We start from the raw sequence: 18,327 nt of genomic DNA, 5'->3' as shown, positions 1-18,327 counted from the left end.
CTGTCCTCGTGAGAATATTATCTCTTCAGATTGATCAGGACGTCCATCAAATCCGACCCAGTCTGGAAGACCTTCGAATTCGCTGTGTAGATACGCTGGGATTCAATCATGTCGGTAAGTTCGCTGGCGATATCGACATTCGAGCCCTCCAGCGCACCCTTCTGAACGTAACCAAAGCTTCCCGACTGCGGGAAACCGATGGTGACGACACCCGACTCGTTGCTGGGCAGGTAGACGTTACCGTTCTGCGGGCTGAGATTGTCGACGCTCGGCACCGTGGCGAGAGCCAGCTGGTAGATGTTGCGACGGCCGCCATCCTGATAAACCGCCGTCACCACACCGTCCTTGCCGATTTCGACATCCTTGATCTGGCTCGGGCCGTTGCCATCCAGGATCGCGGTGCCGGGCGTGAATTTCGTGGAGAACTGCGTCATTTCCGACAGGTCGATATTGATCGCCTGCGCCACGCCGCTGTTGTCGTCATTGATGGTGATCGATTTCGGGGATGCGGTCGTGAGCTTGTTGGTAGCGGGATCGAACTCCAGATCCACCGTTTCCTTAACAAGGGTTGCCGGTGCAGTCGCCGTATAAGGGAAACCGCCATTGGTCGACTGATCCTGACGATAGACCGACACCTCCCAGGTGTTGTCACCCGTCTTGGTGTAATAGAAATCGTAGAGAACCTTCGCACCGCCACTGTCGAATGCCGTCAACGACGTCTTGTTGCCGAACGCCGCAGTTGCGGAGTTGGTGCTCGGAAGCGGCGCCGTCGCGGCCTTATCGTCGCGATTGAGGTTTGCGGGGAAGCTGCCCTGCGTGGAGGGAGATGCCGTCAGACCGAAATTGTTGACGTTGATCGCCTCAAGACCGGTAAAGCCGTTGACCACAGCTGCCGGCGGGTTGGAGCCGTAGGGGTAACCCATCAGCTGGAAGCCGGCCGCGTTTTCCAGGTAGCCTTCCGCATTCTTCACGAAGGAACCGGCGCGCGTGAGGTAAGGCGTGCCTGCACCATCCTGGACCACGAAGAAACCGTTACCCTGAATGGCAAGATCGGTGCTCGAGGTGGTGTAGGAGAGGTTGCCCTGCTCCGAAATGCTGTAGCGAACGTTGGACTGCACGCCGCCGGAAGCATAGCTGCCCGACGAGGAGGGCAGAACGAGCGAGGAGAACGACGTCGATGCACGCTTGTAGCCGGTGGTGCTTGCGTTGGCGATGTTGTCGCCCACGGTGCCCAGCTTGTTCGCCTGTGCATTCATGCCGGACACACCGGTTCGCATAGTGCCGAAAATACTCATTCAAAAACCCTCGTGGTCATCTTTCAGGGAGAAGGTAAAGCGTTTGGCTTGCGTGAAGCTGTCGGAAATACCGCGTTTGAAAAAGACCACGCGGGTCAATGAAAATCATTGCCAATCAATGCTGTAGCCGAGGAAACGCTTGGAATCGACCGGGTCGTAGCCGAGCTTCTTGCGCAGTTTCTTGCGCAGCTTGCTGATGTGGCTTTCAACGACGTTTTCTTCGACGTCATCATCGAAGATGCCGTAGATGGCATTGAAAATCTGCGCCTTGGAAACGCGGCGTCCGCGATTGGCGATCAAATATTCGAGGATGCGGCGCTCACGGCGCGGCAATGGGAACACTTCACCACCGACTTCCGGATCACGGCCATCGGAGAAAACCCGGATCGGCCCGGCATCGGTAAAGTTCGAGATGACCTGCAGCCGGCGACGGATCGCCGCCGCACGTGCCAGGATTTCACGGGGGTGAACCGGCTTGCGCACGACGTCGTCGACGCCGCTGTCGAAAAGCGCCAGCGTCGATTCCAGCGAGGGCTGGTCGCTGACCGCGATCACCGGGGCCGTCGTGCGATCCCTGATCGCCTTCGGCAAGGAAAAGCTCCGGTCGCCCTGGCCGATCAAAAAGGCCTCCACGGCCGCAAGATCGCTTTCCGCGGCCGTCGAGACCCATTCCCCGAATTCGACCGGATCGAACCCGGTCGAGGGAATGCCCTCACGCCCAAATAGAGATGTATAGCCGTCTTTAACGAGCTCGCGCTCATCAACCACTACGATCATTCGTCCGCCTCCGAATCAGTGTGGTGTTTTCCAATGTGGCATTGGTACGAATCGGAGGATTCACGGACAACTGTAGGAAATCATCGATAGTTATTAATAATTGATTAACCATTTTGTGCCGATTTGATCTACATATAGTGGTTATTAACCATATATGGCACAAAATTTTTGTGTAAGAATTTTGAAAATCGCAAAAAACAGCTTGAAATGCCTTTTTTCGGGCTTTCTCTCGCCACATTTCAAATTGCGAGTCCCGAGGCCTTCAGAAGCAATTCCAGGTTGCTAACCGTCGCAGAAATTTTTCGCGTTGGGAGTCCATTTCCCGTAGCCCGTCGCCACGAGATTGGCGATGACGCGACAGACATATTTCTTCTGTGCCGGGTCATTATTCGGGCCGGCATGATAACGGGCGACCGCCATCGTCCAGGTTTCATGCCTGTTATGGAGATTGCGCAGGAACATGGCGGCATATTCGACATTGCGGCGCGGATCGAACATTTCCCGCGCGGATGTGAAGTTTTCGCCGTGGAAATAATGATTTATCTGCATGCATCCAAGGTCGATCAGCTTGGCGCCGTTTCGTTTCGCCGCCTCGAAAGTCACCAAGGCCTCCTCCGTGGAGGACGCAAATACCGGTTTTCCTTCGATATTCATGGCATTGGGGTCGAGCCGCCCCTTGCGGCCCGTCTCGGTCAGGCCGACGGAATAAAGAATTCCCTCCGGCACGCCATATTTGCGGGCGGCCGACTGGATCTCTCTTTCACAGACACCGGATGTTGCCGAAGCCGACGCGTTTTCAGAGGTAGACGCCATTGTCAGCAGAAGAACGGGCAGAGCCAGGAGCGCCATCCATGCCTTCATTATGCACCCCCAAATTATCGCCGTTGCCTTGGCGGTCGCCTCGTGCTCCGGACTCGTCACGGTTGCGCCCGGCGGCGGCCTGCTGGCCCTGCTGCTGCGCCTGCTGATTTTGTTGATTGTTGGCTTGTGTGCCCGTTTGGTCACTCTTGTCGGAAGAAGCGATGCTGATGGTGATGTTATCGACTGTCAGACCCTGCGCCTTGAGACCTTCAAGGATGCTTTTGCTGTCGTCCTGGAGCTTTTTATAGGCCGCCACGCTCTCCACCGTCATGTGAACGGCGAGCTCGTCCCCCGCAAGGCGCAGCGACATCGTCACCGATCCGAGCTCGATCGGCGTCATGTGCAGCTTCAGCGTATGCACGACCTTGCCCGTGCTGCTCTGGGCCGCCGCATTGGACAGCGACGAACCGGGCTGCATGGCGCTGACCCATTCGGGATCGTTGACGATCAGCCCGGTCAGGGCCGAAGCGTTGGTCGAAGGCGCAAGGCCGATGAAACGCCGCGAGTCGAGAACCGTGATCGTATCGGTCGCTTTTCCGGTGCTTTCCCGCGCGTCGAACTCGACGCGGCCTTCACGCTGAACCGTGCTCATATCGAGAGCGCGGGACGCACCCGAACGCGGAGACGAGAAGCGGAATGCCGAAGCATCGCCCTCGTTTTCCGAAGCCGAACCCGCCTCGTTCCCGGCAGCAGCGATGCCTGTTGGCATGTCCTTGATCGAATGCTCGGCCTTGCCACGAACAGGTTCAGCCCTGTCGGATTTCACCGTATCCACCTTGCCGGCAATCGCCTGTGCAATTTCCTCAAGTGGCGTCTTCGCCGTTGCGATATCGCCGGCGTTGGCCGTTACCAGTTGCAGTTCCGCCAGTTTCGGATCGATCGCATCGACCGTCACCTCGGCGTCCTTGTCGGCATCGTCCTTGAGCTTCTTGCCGGGCTTGCCCTCTCCAGGCGATGTGCGCGCCGTTTTCACGGCGTTCTGAAACTCTGCCACCGTCTCGTGGCCGCGTTCTCCGGCATGCTCGTTGACGATCACATTCAGAAAGGTTGCGGGCCGCTTGACCGGAACATCCACCTTGTCCGCCTCACCATCCGGCTGCGCATGCTGCTCTTCATCCGGGCCCGCTTCCTGCTGATGCCGTGCGTGCGGCGCCTGGGGCGGGCGTTCGTCCCGGACCGTGGAAAGCGCATCGCCGAAACTGCCGCCCCTGGCGTCGTCCCGCACATTGGCGCTGCCGGCGCGCGGATCGGGTGCTGGCGCATTCATTATCGCGTTGATGGTTGCGTCGATCATGGTGCCCCCTCGCCTTTCTTCAACAGGCTGTCGATTTCATCGAGCTTGCTGCGGCCGCTCGTCACGAGTTGCCGCACGTTATCGCCCTCGTCGTCAGCCTTCTGGGTTTCAACCCGCCATATGCTTTTTGTCTCGGCAGCGGTCGCCGTCTCTTTTCCGGACGCTGTGCCCCCGGGATCCTTTGTCGCCGCGGCCTCGGCACCGACGCCGGGTTCCACGGAAGGGGGACGCACCACCTGGTCGGCAATCGCCCTCGCCGCATCACGCAGGGCCCTGTCCCGATCCGACAGCTGCGCTTCGGGAATTTGCCCGATCGTCTCGATCGCGCTCACCACATCGGGCGTGCCGATGTTGGAAAGGCTTTCATAAAGATTTGCCTGCACTTCCGGCGCACCCGGCAATGCCGGAGCGAGCGCCTTCGCCTTTAACGCCGCCATGCGCGCGAGCGAATCCTTGCCGCTGATCGCCGCGAGACGAGAAAGCCGCAGATAGGCTTCCTTCTGCCTCTCCGTATCCATCATGGCGAAGGTTTCCTGTATCGCCTCCTCACCGATGGAATCGGCGCGCTTGACCACCAGCGAAACCAGAAGATCCGCGAACTGGCTGGCATAGGGCGAATGCAGGAACCGCCGCGCATAACGTTGCGCATATTCAACGCCCCGCGTCGCGTCGCCGTCTTCCACCGCAATCGCAAGCGAGCGGCGCAAAGCCGCCTCCTCGACGATGGTGCCGGGCGCTTCGAGCCGGGCGATGTCGTAAAAGGTGAGTGCCGCCAGTGGATCGCGCGGGATCGTCACATTGCCACCGATCAGCGCCAGATAGGCGCCAATCCGCGTGCCGCGATATTCCGGCACCATGGCCGCGATGCTCTGCGCCACCAGCGTACCCTTGCCGGAAAGGTACTTGCGCAGGATATCGGCGACACGGCTGTCGAAATTGCCGTCGACATCACGCGCAACCAGCAATTCCAGCGTGGCCGGGTTGCCGCCGCTCATCGCATAGATCAGCGCCGCATCGACATTGCGCGGGTCCTTGAAGATCGCCGAAGGCGCGCTCTTCAGCCGCTCATCGATCGTCTGCAGCAGAAAGCGCTGCATTTCGGAGGCGGAATGATCCCCCATGGCGACAGAATCCTGCACGAATTGCAGGGAGCGCAGCATGGCGTAAGGCATGAGATTGTCTTGCGACTGCGAAAACGCCTTGCTCGGCTCGGAACCGAGACCGCAAAGCGTCGCCGCAAGAAGAAGCCAGCGTTTCGAGGTCTTCGTCACACTCACCCCCGATCAGCCTCAAGCAGGATTTCGATACGGCGGTTGGCATCCGCCAGAGGGTCCGACGGCACCTGCAATCTGCGGTCCGCGAAACCCGAAACCTGTTTCACCCGTTCTTCCGAAAGGCCACCGCGCACCAGCATGTAATAGGCGCTGTGGGCGCGATCCATGGAGAGCCGCCAGTTGTCATTGGCCTCGCCCTTGAACTGCCGGCCGTCGGTATGGCCGCGAATGACCACGCTGCCGCCGCGCTCCTGAAGCAGCTTGCCGATCTTTTCCATGGCCAGGACCATTTCGCGCCGGGGAACGGCCGATCCGATATTGAACATTGGCGTTTCCGTCTGGTCGGAAATGGTCAGCAGCAATCCGCCTTCGGCCGGCGTTACCACCAGCCCTTCGGAAAGCTTGCCGGTGATGCCGGATATCTGTTTCTCGATTTCTTCGCGCAGCGTATCGGCCTTTTCCCATTCGGCATCGCTGGCTTTGCTTGCCTCATCCGGATTGGGCTTGGTGAGGGCTGCCTGCTCGCTCGCATCCGGGCGCTGCTGCGGCACCACCGCCGCGATTTCCATCGGCTTGCCGTCTTCCGCCTTGTCGGCGGGTGCGCCGGCCTGCACGAGAGCAACGGCCTCGGCGCTCTTGTCGGCCTCCTTGGCCACCACATCCTGCTGTTTGCCATCGGCAGATTGCGCGGGCTCCGTCGGAACCTGCTTCTGGTCGGCGCGGGTAATTTTCACCTGCTGGGTCCAGAAATCCGGATCGAAGGGATCACGATAGGCTTCACCGCCGCTTGCACCCGTCGCCGGACCGGAATCGGCCGCGCCGCCCTCACCCTTGGCGCTGACATTGGCCTGCTGCCCGACCTGCTGGGCGATTTCGGCCAGCACGGAATAGGGATTTTCGAAAAAGTCGGCCTCGGAGAAATTCGACTGTTCGCCGGTCTGCGATGTCAGGTCCTCGCCCGTCGCCGCGGCGGAGCCCTTGGTCACTTTCTCCGCCTGGATGTTGGACTGGTCCTTCTTCTGGACGCCCTCTTCCTTGTCCACCGGCTTTTCCAGACCCTTGGACGAGGGTTTCTCGTCGGAGAGTTTGATCGGGTTAAAATAGCTGGCGACCGAGGCCTTGGTCTCCTCATTGGCGGCATTGACCAGCCACATGACGAGGAAGAACGCCATCATCGCCGTCATGAAGTCGGCATAAGCGATCTTCCACGCGCCGCCATGGGCGCCATCGTGCCCGCCCTTGTGGCGTTTGACGATGATGATCTCGTTCTTGCCGTGGTGGTGATTTTCGCCTTCACTCATTTCATCACCTTGCGAAGACTGGATGCCCAGGCGGACATGCGCGTCACGAACACGCTTTCACCCAATTCGATGGAAAGATCGATATCGGTGGTCTCGGTAAATTTCATCGTCTCTTCTTCAAAGCCCGGCTGGGTCTTCAACTGCTCGAACAGGTTGTTCGGACCCTTCACGACAAGCGTGACCGCCTCGCCATCCGGCATGGAAGCACGCACCACATCCGCCAGCGCCGAAACCGCCTTCAACGACAGTTTTTCCGTCAGAAGCGGTGCAAGGATATTGGCCGTCTGCTCACTGAGATTGGTGGCGATTGCGTCGATACCCTCGCGCAAACGACGCGACAGGAAAATGGCGGTTTCCTCGAGATAGACAGAACGAAGGTTCTCCAGCTCGGCCGCATGGGCAGCCAGCAGCTCTTCCCGCTCGGCCTGCATCTTTTCGGTGAGCTCGCGCGTCGCATCGTCGTGGCCACGGGCATAGGCCGCCTGTTTTTCGCTCTCCACGTCGACGGGGGCAAATTCGTCGAAGCCGGAAGCAACATCGGCAAAACCGGACGCGAAATCGGCATCGGCCAACGGGTCGCCAAAGGCCGGTGAAGGCGGTTGGGCCTCACCGAAATCCTTGAGAAATCGTGCAATGGACGCGCTCATGCCTGCCCCCGGCAAAACAGACCAAAGGGGCGAGACATGTTTCCTTGCCTGCGATCCGGAGCATTTTCGCTTTTCCTCGAATCGCGAAAACCTCCCCGCATTTCCCAACGGGAAACCGGGGTCCACTTTTCCTGGAAATGCTCTAAGCCGTTTGGCGGCACCACCATCATCCTTGCTACCCTGCCCGTCTCTTCCACGTTTCCCGGCCGGATCACGCCATGCGATCCACCCGATCTTGCCCCGACGTTAGGTGTTCAAACTTGTGCGAGGATGAAGGCGGGCGGGATCAGGAAGCCTGCCCCCATTCATCCGCGCGCCCACGCCGATCGAAACCCGTTATTTGAAGAGCTGGAGGATGTTTTCCGCATTGGCATTGGCGATGGACAGCGCCTGGATGCCGAGCTGCTGCTGCGTCTGCAAGGCTTTCAGCCTGGTCGATTCCTCGTTCATATCCGCATCGACAAGACGACCGATACCCTTGTCGATCACGTCCATCAGGCTAGAGACGAAATTTTCCTGCATATCGATACGGCTCTGCAGCGAGCCGAGGCTGGACGCCGTGCTGGTCATGGCCTCCAGTTGCTTGTCGACGAAGGACATCATCACGTCGATGGCATCGGCGTCGGTATAGGTCGTGCCGCTGCCGGCAAAACCACTCATCGCTGCGGCAACAACATCGAGATTGCCGAGATCGAGCGTGGATACGGAAAAGCTGAGGGAGCGACTGGCCGAAGTCTGACCGCCGCTGGTATCGTAGAACCAGTCGTTGGCACCCGTATCGCGATAGGCGGGCGAAATAGTCGTTCCCGCGGGCGACGGGTCCACCGAGGTTACCTTGACCCATACATTTTCCGCGAGGCGGAGATAATTATCCGTCCCGTTACCGTAGACGGTCGGATCAGGATTCGTATCAGCCGTCGCCGCATTCAGCGCGCCGATTTCCGCATCGCTCAGCTTCTCAACGACGTGACCCGCTTCCGTTACCTTGCCGGCGGTCGTCGAAATTTGCGTGATCTCATGCTCCGTCTTACCGACAAAAACAGCGTTTTTGTCGAGAATTCCGAGCTTGCCGCCACTGAGATCGAAAAGGACGGTGCTGCGGTCGAGCACATAATCAACGGTGGTGACCCCGACATTGCCCGAGCCCGTGCGGGTGAAGGATGCGACGATCTTTTTCGTGATGGGTTCGTCTACCGGCGGCGTGCCATTATTGCTGATGCTGGCCTGCAGCCAGTTTTCGCCCGAGAACGACGCCGATTCGGAAATGCTCTTCAGCTGTTCCTGAAGCTGCTTGATTTCATCCTGAATCTTGCCACGGTCAGCCCCGACTCCATAAGCCGCGACCAGCTTCGCCTTGATCTGCTTGACGACCTCGATCGTGCTTTCAAGCGCGTCATAGGCCGTATCGACCTTGGCAGCACCGAGACCCAGCGCATCCTGTACGGCCGAGAGCGCAGTATTGTCTGAGCGCATTGTCGTTGAGATCGACCAGTAGGCCGCGTTGTCCTCTGCGGTCTCAACACGATAACCGGACGAGACACGCGCCTGGGTGGTTTCCAGATTCTTGTCGATCATGCGCAAAGTTTGCAGCGCGGCCATTGCCGCCGCATTGGTCAAAATACTGGTCATGGGTTCCACCCAATTCAAAATGTAAGAAGAAATCCGGCGCTGCGCCGAAAACGAGCAGGGGCATCATGCGCATCGGCAATGGCTTAAACCGGCCACCGCGACCTGCCGTTCGTTAACAAATCGTTAATGCGATAGGTAACAAACAACGAGGCTGATTTGCAAGGCGTTCCTCGTCTGCACGATTGGCTTTCGTATAAATCGGCAGGCTTCAGGCAAGCTCGGGTTAAAACGCACCGGCACGAAATCGTTACGCCCGCGATTTCAGCGGACGTAACGAACATGAGAGAAAATATGGCGGGCGATCAGCTAGGCCGCTTCGCCCTGACGGGTCGGAACGAATCGGGCCGCCATCAGGCTCCTGCGGAGAAATTCGGTGTTCTCGTCCGGATTTTCCGAAGGGTTCTGAAACGAGACGTGATTGATCTCGATTGCCGCATGTTCATTGGCAAGAACCAGCCGCGCATAGACCGTGGCGCCCTTCGGCTTGATTTCGAGATCGAGGACGATCTCCGGCGCACCTTCCCATTCAAGCTTATATTCACCACCGGCGCCGAAATTGATCGTACCGGGGTGGTAATAAAGCTCCGCCGCCGACGAAACGAGATCGGCGATACTGCCATAGCACTCGAACCTGAGCAGTGAAATCAGGTCGGCCGGATCCAGCAATCGTAATTCGGTGGCGATCGGGTTGATCGCCTCTGCGACGATCATCTCCCGCTGTTCGGAATAGGCGGATTTTTTCATTGGTTTTATTGAACCCGTATTTTCGATGACTTCATGGCGTAAACCCGGTGAACGAGCTCAGCCACAGCCTTGTAAAAGACTGGTGGAATCACACTATCTACCGAGACTTGCGCAAACATGGAGCGTGCAAGCGGCGGGTCCTCAAAAACGGGGATATTGTTCTCTTCCGCAATCTCGCGGATTTTCAATGCGATAAGGTCCTGGCCCTTGGCGACGACGACCGGCGCGTCACCCTCCTCACGCACATAACGCAGCGCTACCGCAAAGTGTGTCGGGTTGGCGATGACCAGCGTCGCACGCGGCACGTTGTTGATCATGCGGCGGCGGGCACGATCACGGGCGATCGAACGCTGGCGGGATTTGACCACCGGGTCACCCTGGGACTGCTTGTATTCTTCCTTCACCTCATGCTTCGTCATTTTCAGCTGGCTGAACCAGTGATGGCGCGTCCACAAAAGGTCGACGGCGGCAAGTAGTGCGGTCGACAGCAGAATCACCACCATCATTTTTTTGACGATTTCGACGACCTTGACGAAAATGACCTGCGGATCGGAGAACATCAGATCGATGAGGCTATAGAATTCGCCTCGCAGGGCAAAAAACATGATGACCGAGACGATCATGATCTTGAACAGGGATTTTCCGAATTCCACGAAACCCTGTTTACTGTAGATGCGCGTGAAACCCTTTGCCGGAGAGACGCGCGACCATTGCGGGCGCACCCGCTCCAGCACCGGCGACGGCAGGTTCTGGAGAAACGACGACGCAAGCCCGAAAACGATGAACATGATCATGGCCGGCATGAGCAGATAGGCCATGGAGGTGCCGAGAAAATAAAGCAGCGACAGGGCATCCGGTCGGGTGCTGAGGTCCCATTGTTCGGGTTGGCCGAACAGATCCTTCAGCGTTTCGCCGATGCGACCGGCGCCATCGGGCAGAAAGAAGACCAGGTAACAATAAAAGGCAAGCGAGGAGGCAAAGATCGGCACTTCACGGGAAAAGGGAAGATTGCCCTTTTCCGCCGCATCACGGAGTTTTTTCTCCGTCGGGACTTCTGTTTTACTGTCCTTGTCCTGATCGTCTGCCAAGGCACGTTCCCGAAATAAAAAAGGCCCGCCGATCCCGGCAGGCCGTCATCCCGAAACTAGCGTCCGTGGCCGGCCATCGCAATGGCCGGCTCCGCCTTGGGGGCGGGTTATCAACCGGCTTCCGCTTAAGCGGCGGCCGACTGTTCGTCCGCGGCGGCTTCCTTCAGCTGGATCTGGCCGGAATTGGCGAGCCGGATCGCCTCCTGCGCCACCGCGCGGCGGGCAATCGCCACTTCGCGGGTGTTGATCGAGGCCTGCGGCACCGCAAGGTCCGATTCGATCATGCGGCGCTGGCGCGGGCTGATGCTGGAGAGCACACATTCCTTGATTTCCGCCGTGGCGCCGCGCAGCGCCATGGTCAGAACATCCGCCGAAACGTCGTTGAGCAACAGGACGCGGCTGCGCTGCGGCATGAACATGAGGTCGTCGAAGAGGAAGATCTTCGGCTTGACCTTGTTGGCGGCTTCCTTGCTGAGCGTTTCGAGCGAGCTGAGCAACGTGTCGACCTGCGGTTTGTCCAGTTCGTTCATCAGATCGGCAACCTTTGTGGAACCGCCGGCATTGCGCTCGGCTTCGATCTCGTTGATGAGGTTGACGACGCGCTTCTCGATGATCTGCGCGGCTGTCGGGCTGACTTCCTTCATGTTCACCGTGCGGTTCATGATATCGGCGCGCTGTTCTTCCGGAATGGTCAGGAGCACCTTGGCGCCAAAGGAGGAAGGCAGCATGGAGAGGATATAGGCGATGGTCTGCGGATGCTCGCGCAGCAGGAACTTGCCGACGAATTCCGGCTCGGCTTCCTGCAGACGGTCCCAGATCGACGCTTCATAGGCCTGGAAGGCGGCGCGGCGGCCGAGCAGGCTGTCGACCTCTTCAGGGGTCAGGCCTTCTTCGAGAATGCTTTCGATAGCCTTGGCATTGTCCATCAGGCCCGTTCCCTCGGTGAACAGGTCTTCGAATTCCGCCACGATCTGCGCGAGTTCATCCGGAGGAATGACACGCAGCGTCTGGGCCGAGGAAATGATCATCTGCAATTCGTGCTGCGTGAAAAACTTCAGCAGCTTGCCGGCGACGCCCTTGCCCATGGCAAGCAGCACCGCGGCCGCCTTGTCGGCCTGAGACAACGGCTTGCCCGCAAGGGGGTTACCGAAATCCTCGAAGTCCATCATGGTCTTTCCTCTCCGTCCCCACAGGGATCAGGCTTTTCGCGTACTCAGTACTTCAATCAATTTTACGCCGAAGCGCGTATCGTCGTCTTCCAGAACCGTTATTTCACCGCGCGCAATACGGCGGCCATTCACCATGATCTCCACCGGCTCGCCGATCTTGCGGTCGAGCGCGATCGTCGCGCCTTCTTCGAGGCTCATCAGCCCCGAAACCAGCATGCGGCTGGTGCCAAGAACGATCTGGACATCGATCGGGATGTCCATGATCATTTCCATATTCTCGGACAGACCGCTGCCAAGCGGCGCCTTCACGCCCGCAACCTGCGGGGCGGCGGCAAAATCGTCCATCGCAAAATCGGCCGCTCCGCCACCGAAGGCGGAAAGGTCGTTGTCTGTCGAAACCTCGTCCGTGCTTCCGAAATCGCCGAAGTCGCCAAAATCGGACAGCGAACCTTCCGCATCCGTCTTGAGGACGCCACGCAGATCGCCGATAGCCTGGTCGAGGTCGGCGCCGTCTTCGAACGACGGCAACGCCACATCATCGGTCACAGGTGTTTTCTTCGTAGCCATGCGCTGATTATTCCCTTTGAAACTTGCGTCAGCCTGCCCAGCCCCTCAAAAGGCGGGCAGGATTTTAACCCATCAAATGTCGTAAAATCTCGTCGTCGGTGCTGACATTGTTCTTCACCCGAACCATGTAGCGGTCGCCGGACTTGCCGAATTCGCAATTATAGAGCTTGGAGCCGTTGGCGCTTACCTCAACGCCGATATCGTCCTGCTTCAGATCCTGGAACGGAATGACGTCGCCGGCCACCAGTTTGGAAATCGTCCGCAACGTCAGCGTTTCGAGCTTGATGCGCGCCTCAAGCGTGACCTGCGATCTCTTCACCTGCTGCGAGATCATATCCATCCATTCCTCCTGCTTCTTCAGCGCCTGGGCTGAAGCCTTGGGGGCGACGATGGAGGTCTTGAGCAGAGGCCGCTGCGGCACGATGAGCGAAAATTCCGAGGAGACCTTGCCGATATCGATCTTCATGCGGATGGTCACGCCGTAAAGGCCGGCGATCATCTCGTCGAAGGCGCTTTTTCCGTTGGCATTGAATGGCGGCTCTATCGTCGCCTCGAAGCCGCCCGGCGCGTTGACGCCCGAGCGCAGCACACCCGCGATGCGGCCGAGAACCATGGCCGCGAGATCGAGCTCGATATGGGAGAGGCTGCGCTCATCCGGCTCGCCGATGGTATCCGGCGATGCGCCCAGCATGCGCTCCATGAGTGCGATAACGAAGCCGTTGCCGACCGTCATCATGAAATTGGGGCACCAGTTGCGCAGCGAACAATCGGCAACCGAGACATTCTGCCCGGCATTGGCGATGAGATCGGTCATCAGCCCCGATTCCGAGCCGACATATTCGACGTCGATCGCGATGCCGGTTTCGCTGTGGAAAATATCCGGCAGGAATTCGCTGTAGAGATGACCGATATCGGAACCGATCCTGGCGATCGTCCTGCGGTCGGAAAGCCCTCCCGTGAGCTTTGCCAGCAGGGCGGTATCGATGGCGGGGGCTTTTTGCGCTGCAGCTTTTGCCATGATCATGCCGCCTTGTTTTCGCCGCCGGGATTCATCATTTCCTGCTCGACGGCGTCGATGGACGGACGTTCGTAGTTGGAGATGGTCTTGCGGCCATATTCAAGCGCGACCTGCGGCACCGAGCCGTTCATGTAGGCGATCAGCGTCTGCTTGACGATGATGTAGAGGCGGTGTTGCTTGGTGCGGACGATCTTGACCTGCGACGCGAGCGGGTTGCAGATCGAATAGGACAGGATGATGCCGAGCATGGTGCCGACGAGTGCGGCGCCGATCAGGCCGCCCAGCACTTCCGGCGATTCGTTGATCTTGCCCATGGCCTTGATGACGCCGAGAACCGCCGCGACGATACCGATGGCGGGGAAGGAATCGCCCATGGTGGTGATCGCATGGTAAGGCTTCAGCTTGTCATGAAGGATGGTCTCGATTTCCTCATCCATCAGCGCCTCGATTTCGTGGCTGCGGGCATTGCCGATGATGATGAGGCGAACGTAATCGCAGATGAACGAGGTCAGTTCCTTGTTCTTCAGGACCGAGGGTGCGCTCTGGAAGATCGAGGATTCTTCCGGATTGTCGATGTGGGCCTCGATCTCGTTGCGCGACTTCGTGCGCAGGTCGCGCATCAGCGAATAAAGCACGCCGAGCACGTCGAGATAGTTGCGTTCCTTCGGAACCGAATGCTTGAAGGCCTCGCCGAGCGCCTTGCCCGAATCCTTCACGACCTTCATCGGGTTCGCCATGATGAAGCCGCCGAGACCGGCGCCGCCGATGATCATCAATTCGAACGGCTGAATCAGCACGTCCAGATGACCGCCCATCGCCATATAGCCGCCGATGATGCAGCCGAAGGTGATTATAAGTCCAATTACAATATTCATTGATCGACCACGCTCGAACAGTGTTCCATGCCGCCATGTCTAGAAAATGTGGCTTGCGTGAACCTGTCCGCGAGACCCCTTTCAAGCGCTTCCAGCAACCAGTTTCGCACAAGCAAGCCGCGTCACTATGCCGGCAAAGGCGGACGTGCGCCTTGAGATCGGGATCAAACGAGAGCGGCGGTTCAGTGACTTCCACCTATACCAGCTACAGACTGATCAGTCAGGATATCGGCAAATCGCTCGAGCGGGTGTCGCAGCAGCCCGACGTGGCGCGCGAAACCGAATATTACCGCGCGAAGATCGGCGAGGTGAAATCCATCGACGACTTCATGGCCGATACGCGTCTTTATAATTACGCGCTGAAAGCCCATGGGCTCGAGGACATGGCCTATGCCAAAGCCTTCATCCGCAAGGTGCTGACGGAAGGCACGACCAACAAGGACGCCTTCGCCAACAAGCTCTCCGACAGCCGTTATGCGGATTTCGCCAAATCGCTGAATTTCGCGGATCTGGGTGCGGCGGCGACTTCGGTCGACGCGGCCCAATCGGGCATCATTACCAAATACACCCGCCAGACGCTGGAGCAGGAAGCGGGCGACGACAATAACGGCGTCCGCCTCGCCCTTTATTTCGAGCGCAAGGCGTCGACGATCAAGTCCGGGCTCGATTTTCTGGCCGACGATGCGCTCGCACAGGTGTTCCGCACGGCCTACAACCTGCCCGACGAATTTGCCGCGGCAGACGTCGAAAAACAGGCCGCGCTCATCGAAAAAACCATCGATATCAAGGATCTGAAGGATCCTGAAAAGGTCGGCAAGCTGCTCGAGCGTTTCACCATCATGTGGGAAATGCAGAACCCCTCGACGACCTATGACCCTCTCGCCGTTTTCGGCTCCTCCAGCGGCTACGGCATTTCCCCGGACCTGCTGATTTCCATCAACTCCCTGAAACTCGGAGGCAAATGATATGCAATCCGGACTATATGTCGCCCTGTCTTCGCAGATCGCGCTGGAGCGCCGTCTCACCACCATTTCCGACAATATGGCGAATGTGAACACGGTCGGCTTCCGCGGCTCCGAAGTGAAATTCGATGAAATGGTCGCCAAGAACCACAATGACATGAATGCCAAGGTGGCTTTCGTTTCGCAGGGCAACGACTATCTCTCCACCCGCCAGGGCGCCTTCGAGCAGACCGGCAATTCCTTCGATTTCGCCATCAAGGGCGATGCCTGGTTCTCGCTGGATACGCCCGACGGCCAGATCTTGACCCGCGACGGCCGTTTCACCATGCGTCCGGACGGCGCGCTGATCTCGTCCAGCGGTTATCCCGTCCTCGATGCCGGCGGCGGCCCGATCCAGCTCAATCCGAATGGCGGCCCGATCACCGTCGGCCTCGACGGCGCCATCAGGCAGAACGAAAACATCGTCGCCACGCTCGGCATCTTCCAGGCGGATTTTTCGCAGGGCTTCCTGCGTCATCCCAATAGCGGCGTGAAGCCCGTGGCGCAGCCGGTTCCGGTGGTCAACAATCACGAGGTCGGTGTCGTTCAGGGTTACCTCGAGCAGTCGAACGTCAACGGCATCTCCCAAATGACGCAGCTCATTCAGGTCAACCGTGCCTTCGAAAGCATTTCTTCGCTGATGCGCGACACCGAATCGACCTTCGGCGAAGGCATCAAGACGCTTGGCGGCGCGCGTTAAGGAACTGAGTGATGACAATGCCGGACCCCACGCTCTCGGCTGAGGCCATTTCACCGAAACTCGCCCAGCTCGCCAGCCTTGCCGGACATTATGCCGATCCGGAATTCTCGGTGGCGCATGGCGGGCACGTCCGCACCATTGCGGCTGGGCACTACACCGTGTCCGGCCTGTCGCGGCATGTGCGGCTCGGTGAATTCGTCGCCCATCGCAGCGCGACCGGCATTCATCTCGGCGAAGTCGTGCGCGTGGAACCGGATATCTGTTACGTCTGCCCCATCGAACCCGGCGAACCGATCGGCATTCACGACACCGTCATCCGCAAGGGCGCCTTCCGTGTCGCGCCCGACGATAGCTGGTGCGGGCGCACCATCAATGCGCTCGGCGAACCGATCGACGGCCAGGGTCCGCTCGCCTCCGGCACCGAGCGCCGTTCTATTTCCAACAATGCGCCGCCTTCGATGACGCGCAAGCGGGTGGAAACGCCCTTCAAGACCGGTGTGCGGGCGATCGATATCTTCTCGCCGCTTTGCCTCGGCCAGCGTCTCGGCATTTTCGCCGGTTCCGGCGTGGGCAAATCCACGCTGCTGTCGATGCTTGCCAAGGCCGACGCCTTCGACAAGGTCGTGATTGCGCTTGTCGGCGAACGCGGCCGCGAAGTGCGCGAATTCATCGAAGACACGATGGGCGAGAATATGAGCAAGTCCATCGCCGTCGTCGCGACGAGTGATGAGAGCCCGATGCTGCGCAAGATGGCGCCGCTTTCCGCCGTCACCATCGCCGAACATTTCCGCGATCAGGGCGACAATGTCCTTCTCATCATCGACAGCGTGACGCGATTTGCCCATGCGATCCGCGAAGTGGCGGTCGCTTCGGGTGAACCGCCGGTGGCCCGCGGTTATCCGGCCTCGGTCTTCACCGAACTGCCGCGCCTGCTGGAGCGGGCGGGACCGGGCGCCGAAGGCACCGGCACCATCACCGCCATCGTCTCCATTCTCGTGGATGGCGACAATCACAACGATCCGATTGCCGATTCGACCCGTGGTATTCTCGACGGCCATATCGTGCTGGATCGCAGCCTTGCCGAAGAAGGCCGCTACCCGCCGATCAATCCGCTCGCCTCTATCTCGCGTCTCGCCAAGAAGGCCTGGACGCCGGATCAGGAAAAGCTGGTCTCGCGCCTCAAGGCGCTGGTGCACCGCTTCGAGGAAACGCGGGATCTGCGCCTCATCGGCGGCTACCGGCCCGGCACCGATCCCGACCTCGACATGGCGGTGAAGCAGGTCCCGATCATCTACGAAACGCTGAAACAGCTTCCGGACGAACCGGCGGCACAGGACGCCTATGCGGACCTCGCAACCGCGCTGCGCGGCGGTGCACAGAACAACCAGCCGCAGGTAAACCCGAGAATGAGAGGCTGACCGTGAAAAAGCAACGGAACGACAATAGCGGCGTCGACGACGTGCAGCCACAGCCTGTTTTCTTCACGCCGGACCGTATTCTGACATGGACAGGCATAGGGCTTGCGGCCGCCGCAGCCTTTTTCCCCTGGTACGTGTTCTTCAATGAAGAAAAATTCGGAATAAGGGTAGCGGGCGGCGACCGCACCCGTGATCTGCCCCATACCGGGCCGCGCGAAGTCTTCAGCGTTTCGCCCATGGCCATGACCAACCGCAACAAGGAAGACACCCCGCCGCCGGCGGAGCTGCCCGACATGCTGACGACGGCGACCGTCAGCGCAGGCGGCAAGGAAAAACAGAACGATCTGGCGGCCGGGATCGAGGACCAGCCCTTCCCCGGCCAGACCTCCTTCCGCCTGCTGCATGTCTCCAACGGCCGTGCCCTGATCGAAGACGGTTCGGGCATGTATATGGTCAGGGTCGGCTCGACCCTGCCGGACAATGCCTTGCTGACAAAGATCGAGCAGCGCAACGGCGAATGGCTGATCGAGACATCCTCCGGGAAAACCTATCGTCCTGAAAAATAGTCCAGCCGCCCTCGAGCGCAAGGCCGCGCCGCCCATCTCGGCGACGAGAAACACCCCACAGCAAAACTCTCGATGATCGTCGCAAAGAGCCCCTTTGCGACGA

18 protein-coding genes are annotated in these 18,327 nt (G+C 59.2%); 4 read left to right on the top strand and 14 right to left on the bottom strand.

The genetic code is table 11. From position 1 onward, the window contains the following. Positions 1-17 precede the first annotated feature (17 nt). The 14 genes from O3S81_RS07585 to motA all read right to left on the bottom strand — a co-directional run bounded on the left by O3S81_RS07585 (position 18) and on the right by motA (position 14,539). On the bottom strand, positions 18-1,295 hold the full coding sequence (locus O3S81_RS07585; RefSeq protein WP_269342009.1) for a flagellar hook protein FlgE: 1,278 nt from the start codon (positions 1,293-1,295) through the stop codon (positions 18-20). A gap of 105 nt (positions 1,296-1,400) precedes the next feature. After that, positions 1,401-2,072, bottom strand: coding sequence for a response regulator transcription factor (locus O3S81_RS07580; protein ID WP_004432529.1), 672 nt, complete (start codon positions 2,070-2,072; stop codon positions 1,401-1,403). A 282-nt stretch (positions 2,073-2,354) separates the two neighbouring features. Beyond that, entirely contained in the window at positions 2,355-2,921 is a 567-nt protein-coding gene (locus O3S81_RS07575; protein WP_269342006.1) for a lytic transglycosylase domain-containing protein, read from the bottom strand. Further along, a complete protein-coding gene (fliK, locus tag O3S81_RS07570) occupies positions 2,869-4,227 on the bottom strand; it encodes a flagellar hook-length control protein FliK (protein WP_269342004.1) in 1,359 nt (452 codons plus the stop codon). Before fliK ends, O3S81_RS07575 begins: the two co-directional genes overlap by 53 nt. Next, positions 4,224-5,504, bottom strand: a complete 1,281-nt coding sequence (gene motC, locus O3S81_RS07565; protein WP_269342002.1) for a chemotaxis protein MotC — start codon at positions 5,502-5,504, stop codon at positions 4,224-4,226. The genes fliK and motC overlap by 4 nt, the downstream gene beginning before the upstream one ends. Next, positions 5,501-6,802, bottom strand: a complete 1,302-nt coding sequence (locus O3S81_RS07560; protein ID WP_269342000.1) for a MotB family protein — start codon at positions 6,800-6,802, stop codon at positions 5,501-5,503. The genes motC and O3S81_RS07560 overlap by 4 nt, the downstream gene beginning before the upstream one ends. Then, positions 6,799-7,449: a hypothetical protein gene (locus tag O3S81_RS07555; RefSeq protein ID WP_269341998.1), complete on the bottom strand. Its 651-nt coding sequence runs from the start codon at positions 7,447-7,449 to the stop codon at positions 6,799-6,801. Before O3S81_RS07555 ends, O3S81_RS07560 begins: the two co-directional genes overlap by 4 nt. Positions 7,450-7,785: 336 nt before the next feature. Continuing rightward, the gene (locus O3S81_RS07550) at positions 7,786-9,078 is read right to left on the bottom strand and encodes a flagellin N-terminal helical domain-containing protein (protein ID WP_269341997.1); all 1,293 of its coding nucleotides are present in this window, start codon (positions 9,076-9,078) and stop codon (positions 7,786-7,788) included. A gap of 306 nt (positions 9,079-9,384) precedes the next feature. Then, on the bottom strand, positions 9,385-9,822 hold the full coding sequence (locus tag O3S81_RS07545; RefSeq protein WP_269341995.1) for a hypothetical protein: 438 nt from the start codon (positions 9,820-9,822) through the stop codon (positions 9,385-9,387). A 5-nt stretch (positions 9,823-9,827) separates the two neighbouring features. Next, on the bottom strand, positions 9,828-10,910 hold the full coding sequence (gene flhB, locus O3S81_RS07540) for a flagellar biosynthesis protein FlhB (RefSeq protein ID WP_269341994.1): 1,083 nt from the start codon (positions 10,908-10,910) through the stop codon (positions 9,828-9,830). Between the two features lie 125 nt (positions 10,911-11,035). Next, the gene (fliG, locus tag O3S81_RS07535; protein ID WP_269341992.1) at positions 11,036-12,079 is read right to left on the bottom strand and encodes a flagellar motor switch protein FliG; all 1,044 of its coding nucleotides are present in this window, start codon (positions 12,077-12,079) and stop codon (positions 11,036-11,038) included. A gap of 27 nt (positions 12,080-12,106) precedes the next feature. Then, positions 12,107-12,646 carry a flagellar motor switch protein FliN gene (gene fliN, locus O3S81_RS07530; RefSeq protein WP_269341990.1) on the bottom strand — a complete coding sequence of 180 codons (540 nt, stop codon included), beginning with the start codon at positions 12,644-12,646 and terminating at the stop codon, positions 12,107-12,109. A 64-nt stretch (positions 12,647-12,710) separates the two neighbouring features. Continuing rightward, the gene (locus O3S81_RS07525) at positions 12,711-13,670 is read right to left on the bottom strand and encodes a FliM/FliN family flagellar motor switch protein (protein WP_269341988.1); all 960 of its coding nucleotides are present in this window, start codon (positions 13,668-13,670) and stop codon (positions 12,711-12,713) included. Next, positions 13,667-14,539: a flagellar motor stator protein MotA gene (gene motA, locus O3S81_RS07520; protein ID WP_004439982.1), complete on the bottom strand. Its 873-nt coding sequence runs from the start codon at positions 14,537-14,539 to the stop codon at positions 13,667-13,669. The genes O3S81_RS07525 and motA overlap by 4 nt, the downstream gene beginning before the upstream one ends. A 185-nt stretch (positions 14,540-14,724) precedes the next feature. On the opposite strand from motA, the gene O3S81_RS07515 reads away from it, so the two are divergent. From O3S81_RS07515 to O3S81_RS07500, 4 genes are read left to right on the top strand one after another with little or no spacing between them, the layout of a single operon-like run. After that, positions 14,725-15,504 carry a DUF1217 domain-containing protein gene (locus O3S81_RS07515; RefSeq protein ID WP_269341985.1) on the top strand — a complete coding sequence of 260 codons (780 nt, stop codon included), beginning with the start codon at positions 14,725-14,727 and terminating at the stop codon, positions 15,502-15,504. A gap of 1 nt (position 15,505) precedes the next feature. Continuing rightward, complete coding sequence (gene flgF / locus O3S81_RS07510; protein WP_269341983.1) at positions 15,506-16,240, top strand: flagellar basal-body rod protein FlgF; 735 nt, start codon at positions 15,506-15,508, stop codon at positions 16,238-16,240. Between the two features lie 11 nt (positions 16,241-16,251). Further along, on the top strand, positions 16,252-17,658 hold the full coding sequence (fliI, locus tag O3S81_RS07505) for a flagellar protein export ATPase FliI (RefSeq protein ID WP_269341981.1): 1,407 nt from the start codon (positions 16,252-16,254) through the stop codon (positions 17,656-17,658). A gap of 41 nt (positions 17,659-17,699) precedes the next feature. Continuing rightward, a complete protein-coding gene (locus O3S81_RS07500) occupies positions 17,700-18,224 on the top strand; it encodes a hypothetical protein (RefSeq protein WP_269342426.1) in 525 nt (174 codons plus the stop codon). Positions 18,225-18,327: the final 103 nt, after the last annotated feature.

The organism is Agrobacterium sp. SOY23 (genome assembly GCF_027212525.1).
GTDB lineage: Bacteria > Pseudomonadota > Alphaproteobacteria > Rhizobiales > Rhizobiaceae > Agrobacterium > Agrobacterium tumefaciens_I.
The sequence above is the reverse complement of the archived record's forward strand: the minus strand, read 5'-3'. Positions and strand labels throughout refer to the sequence as shown.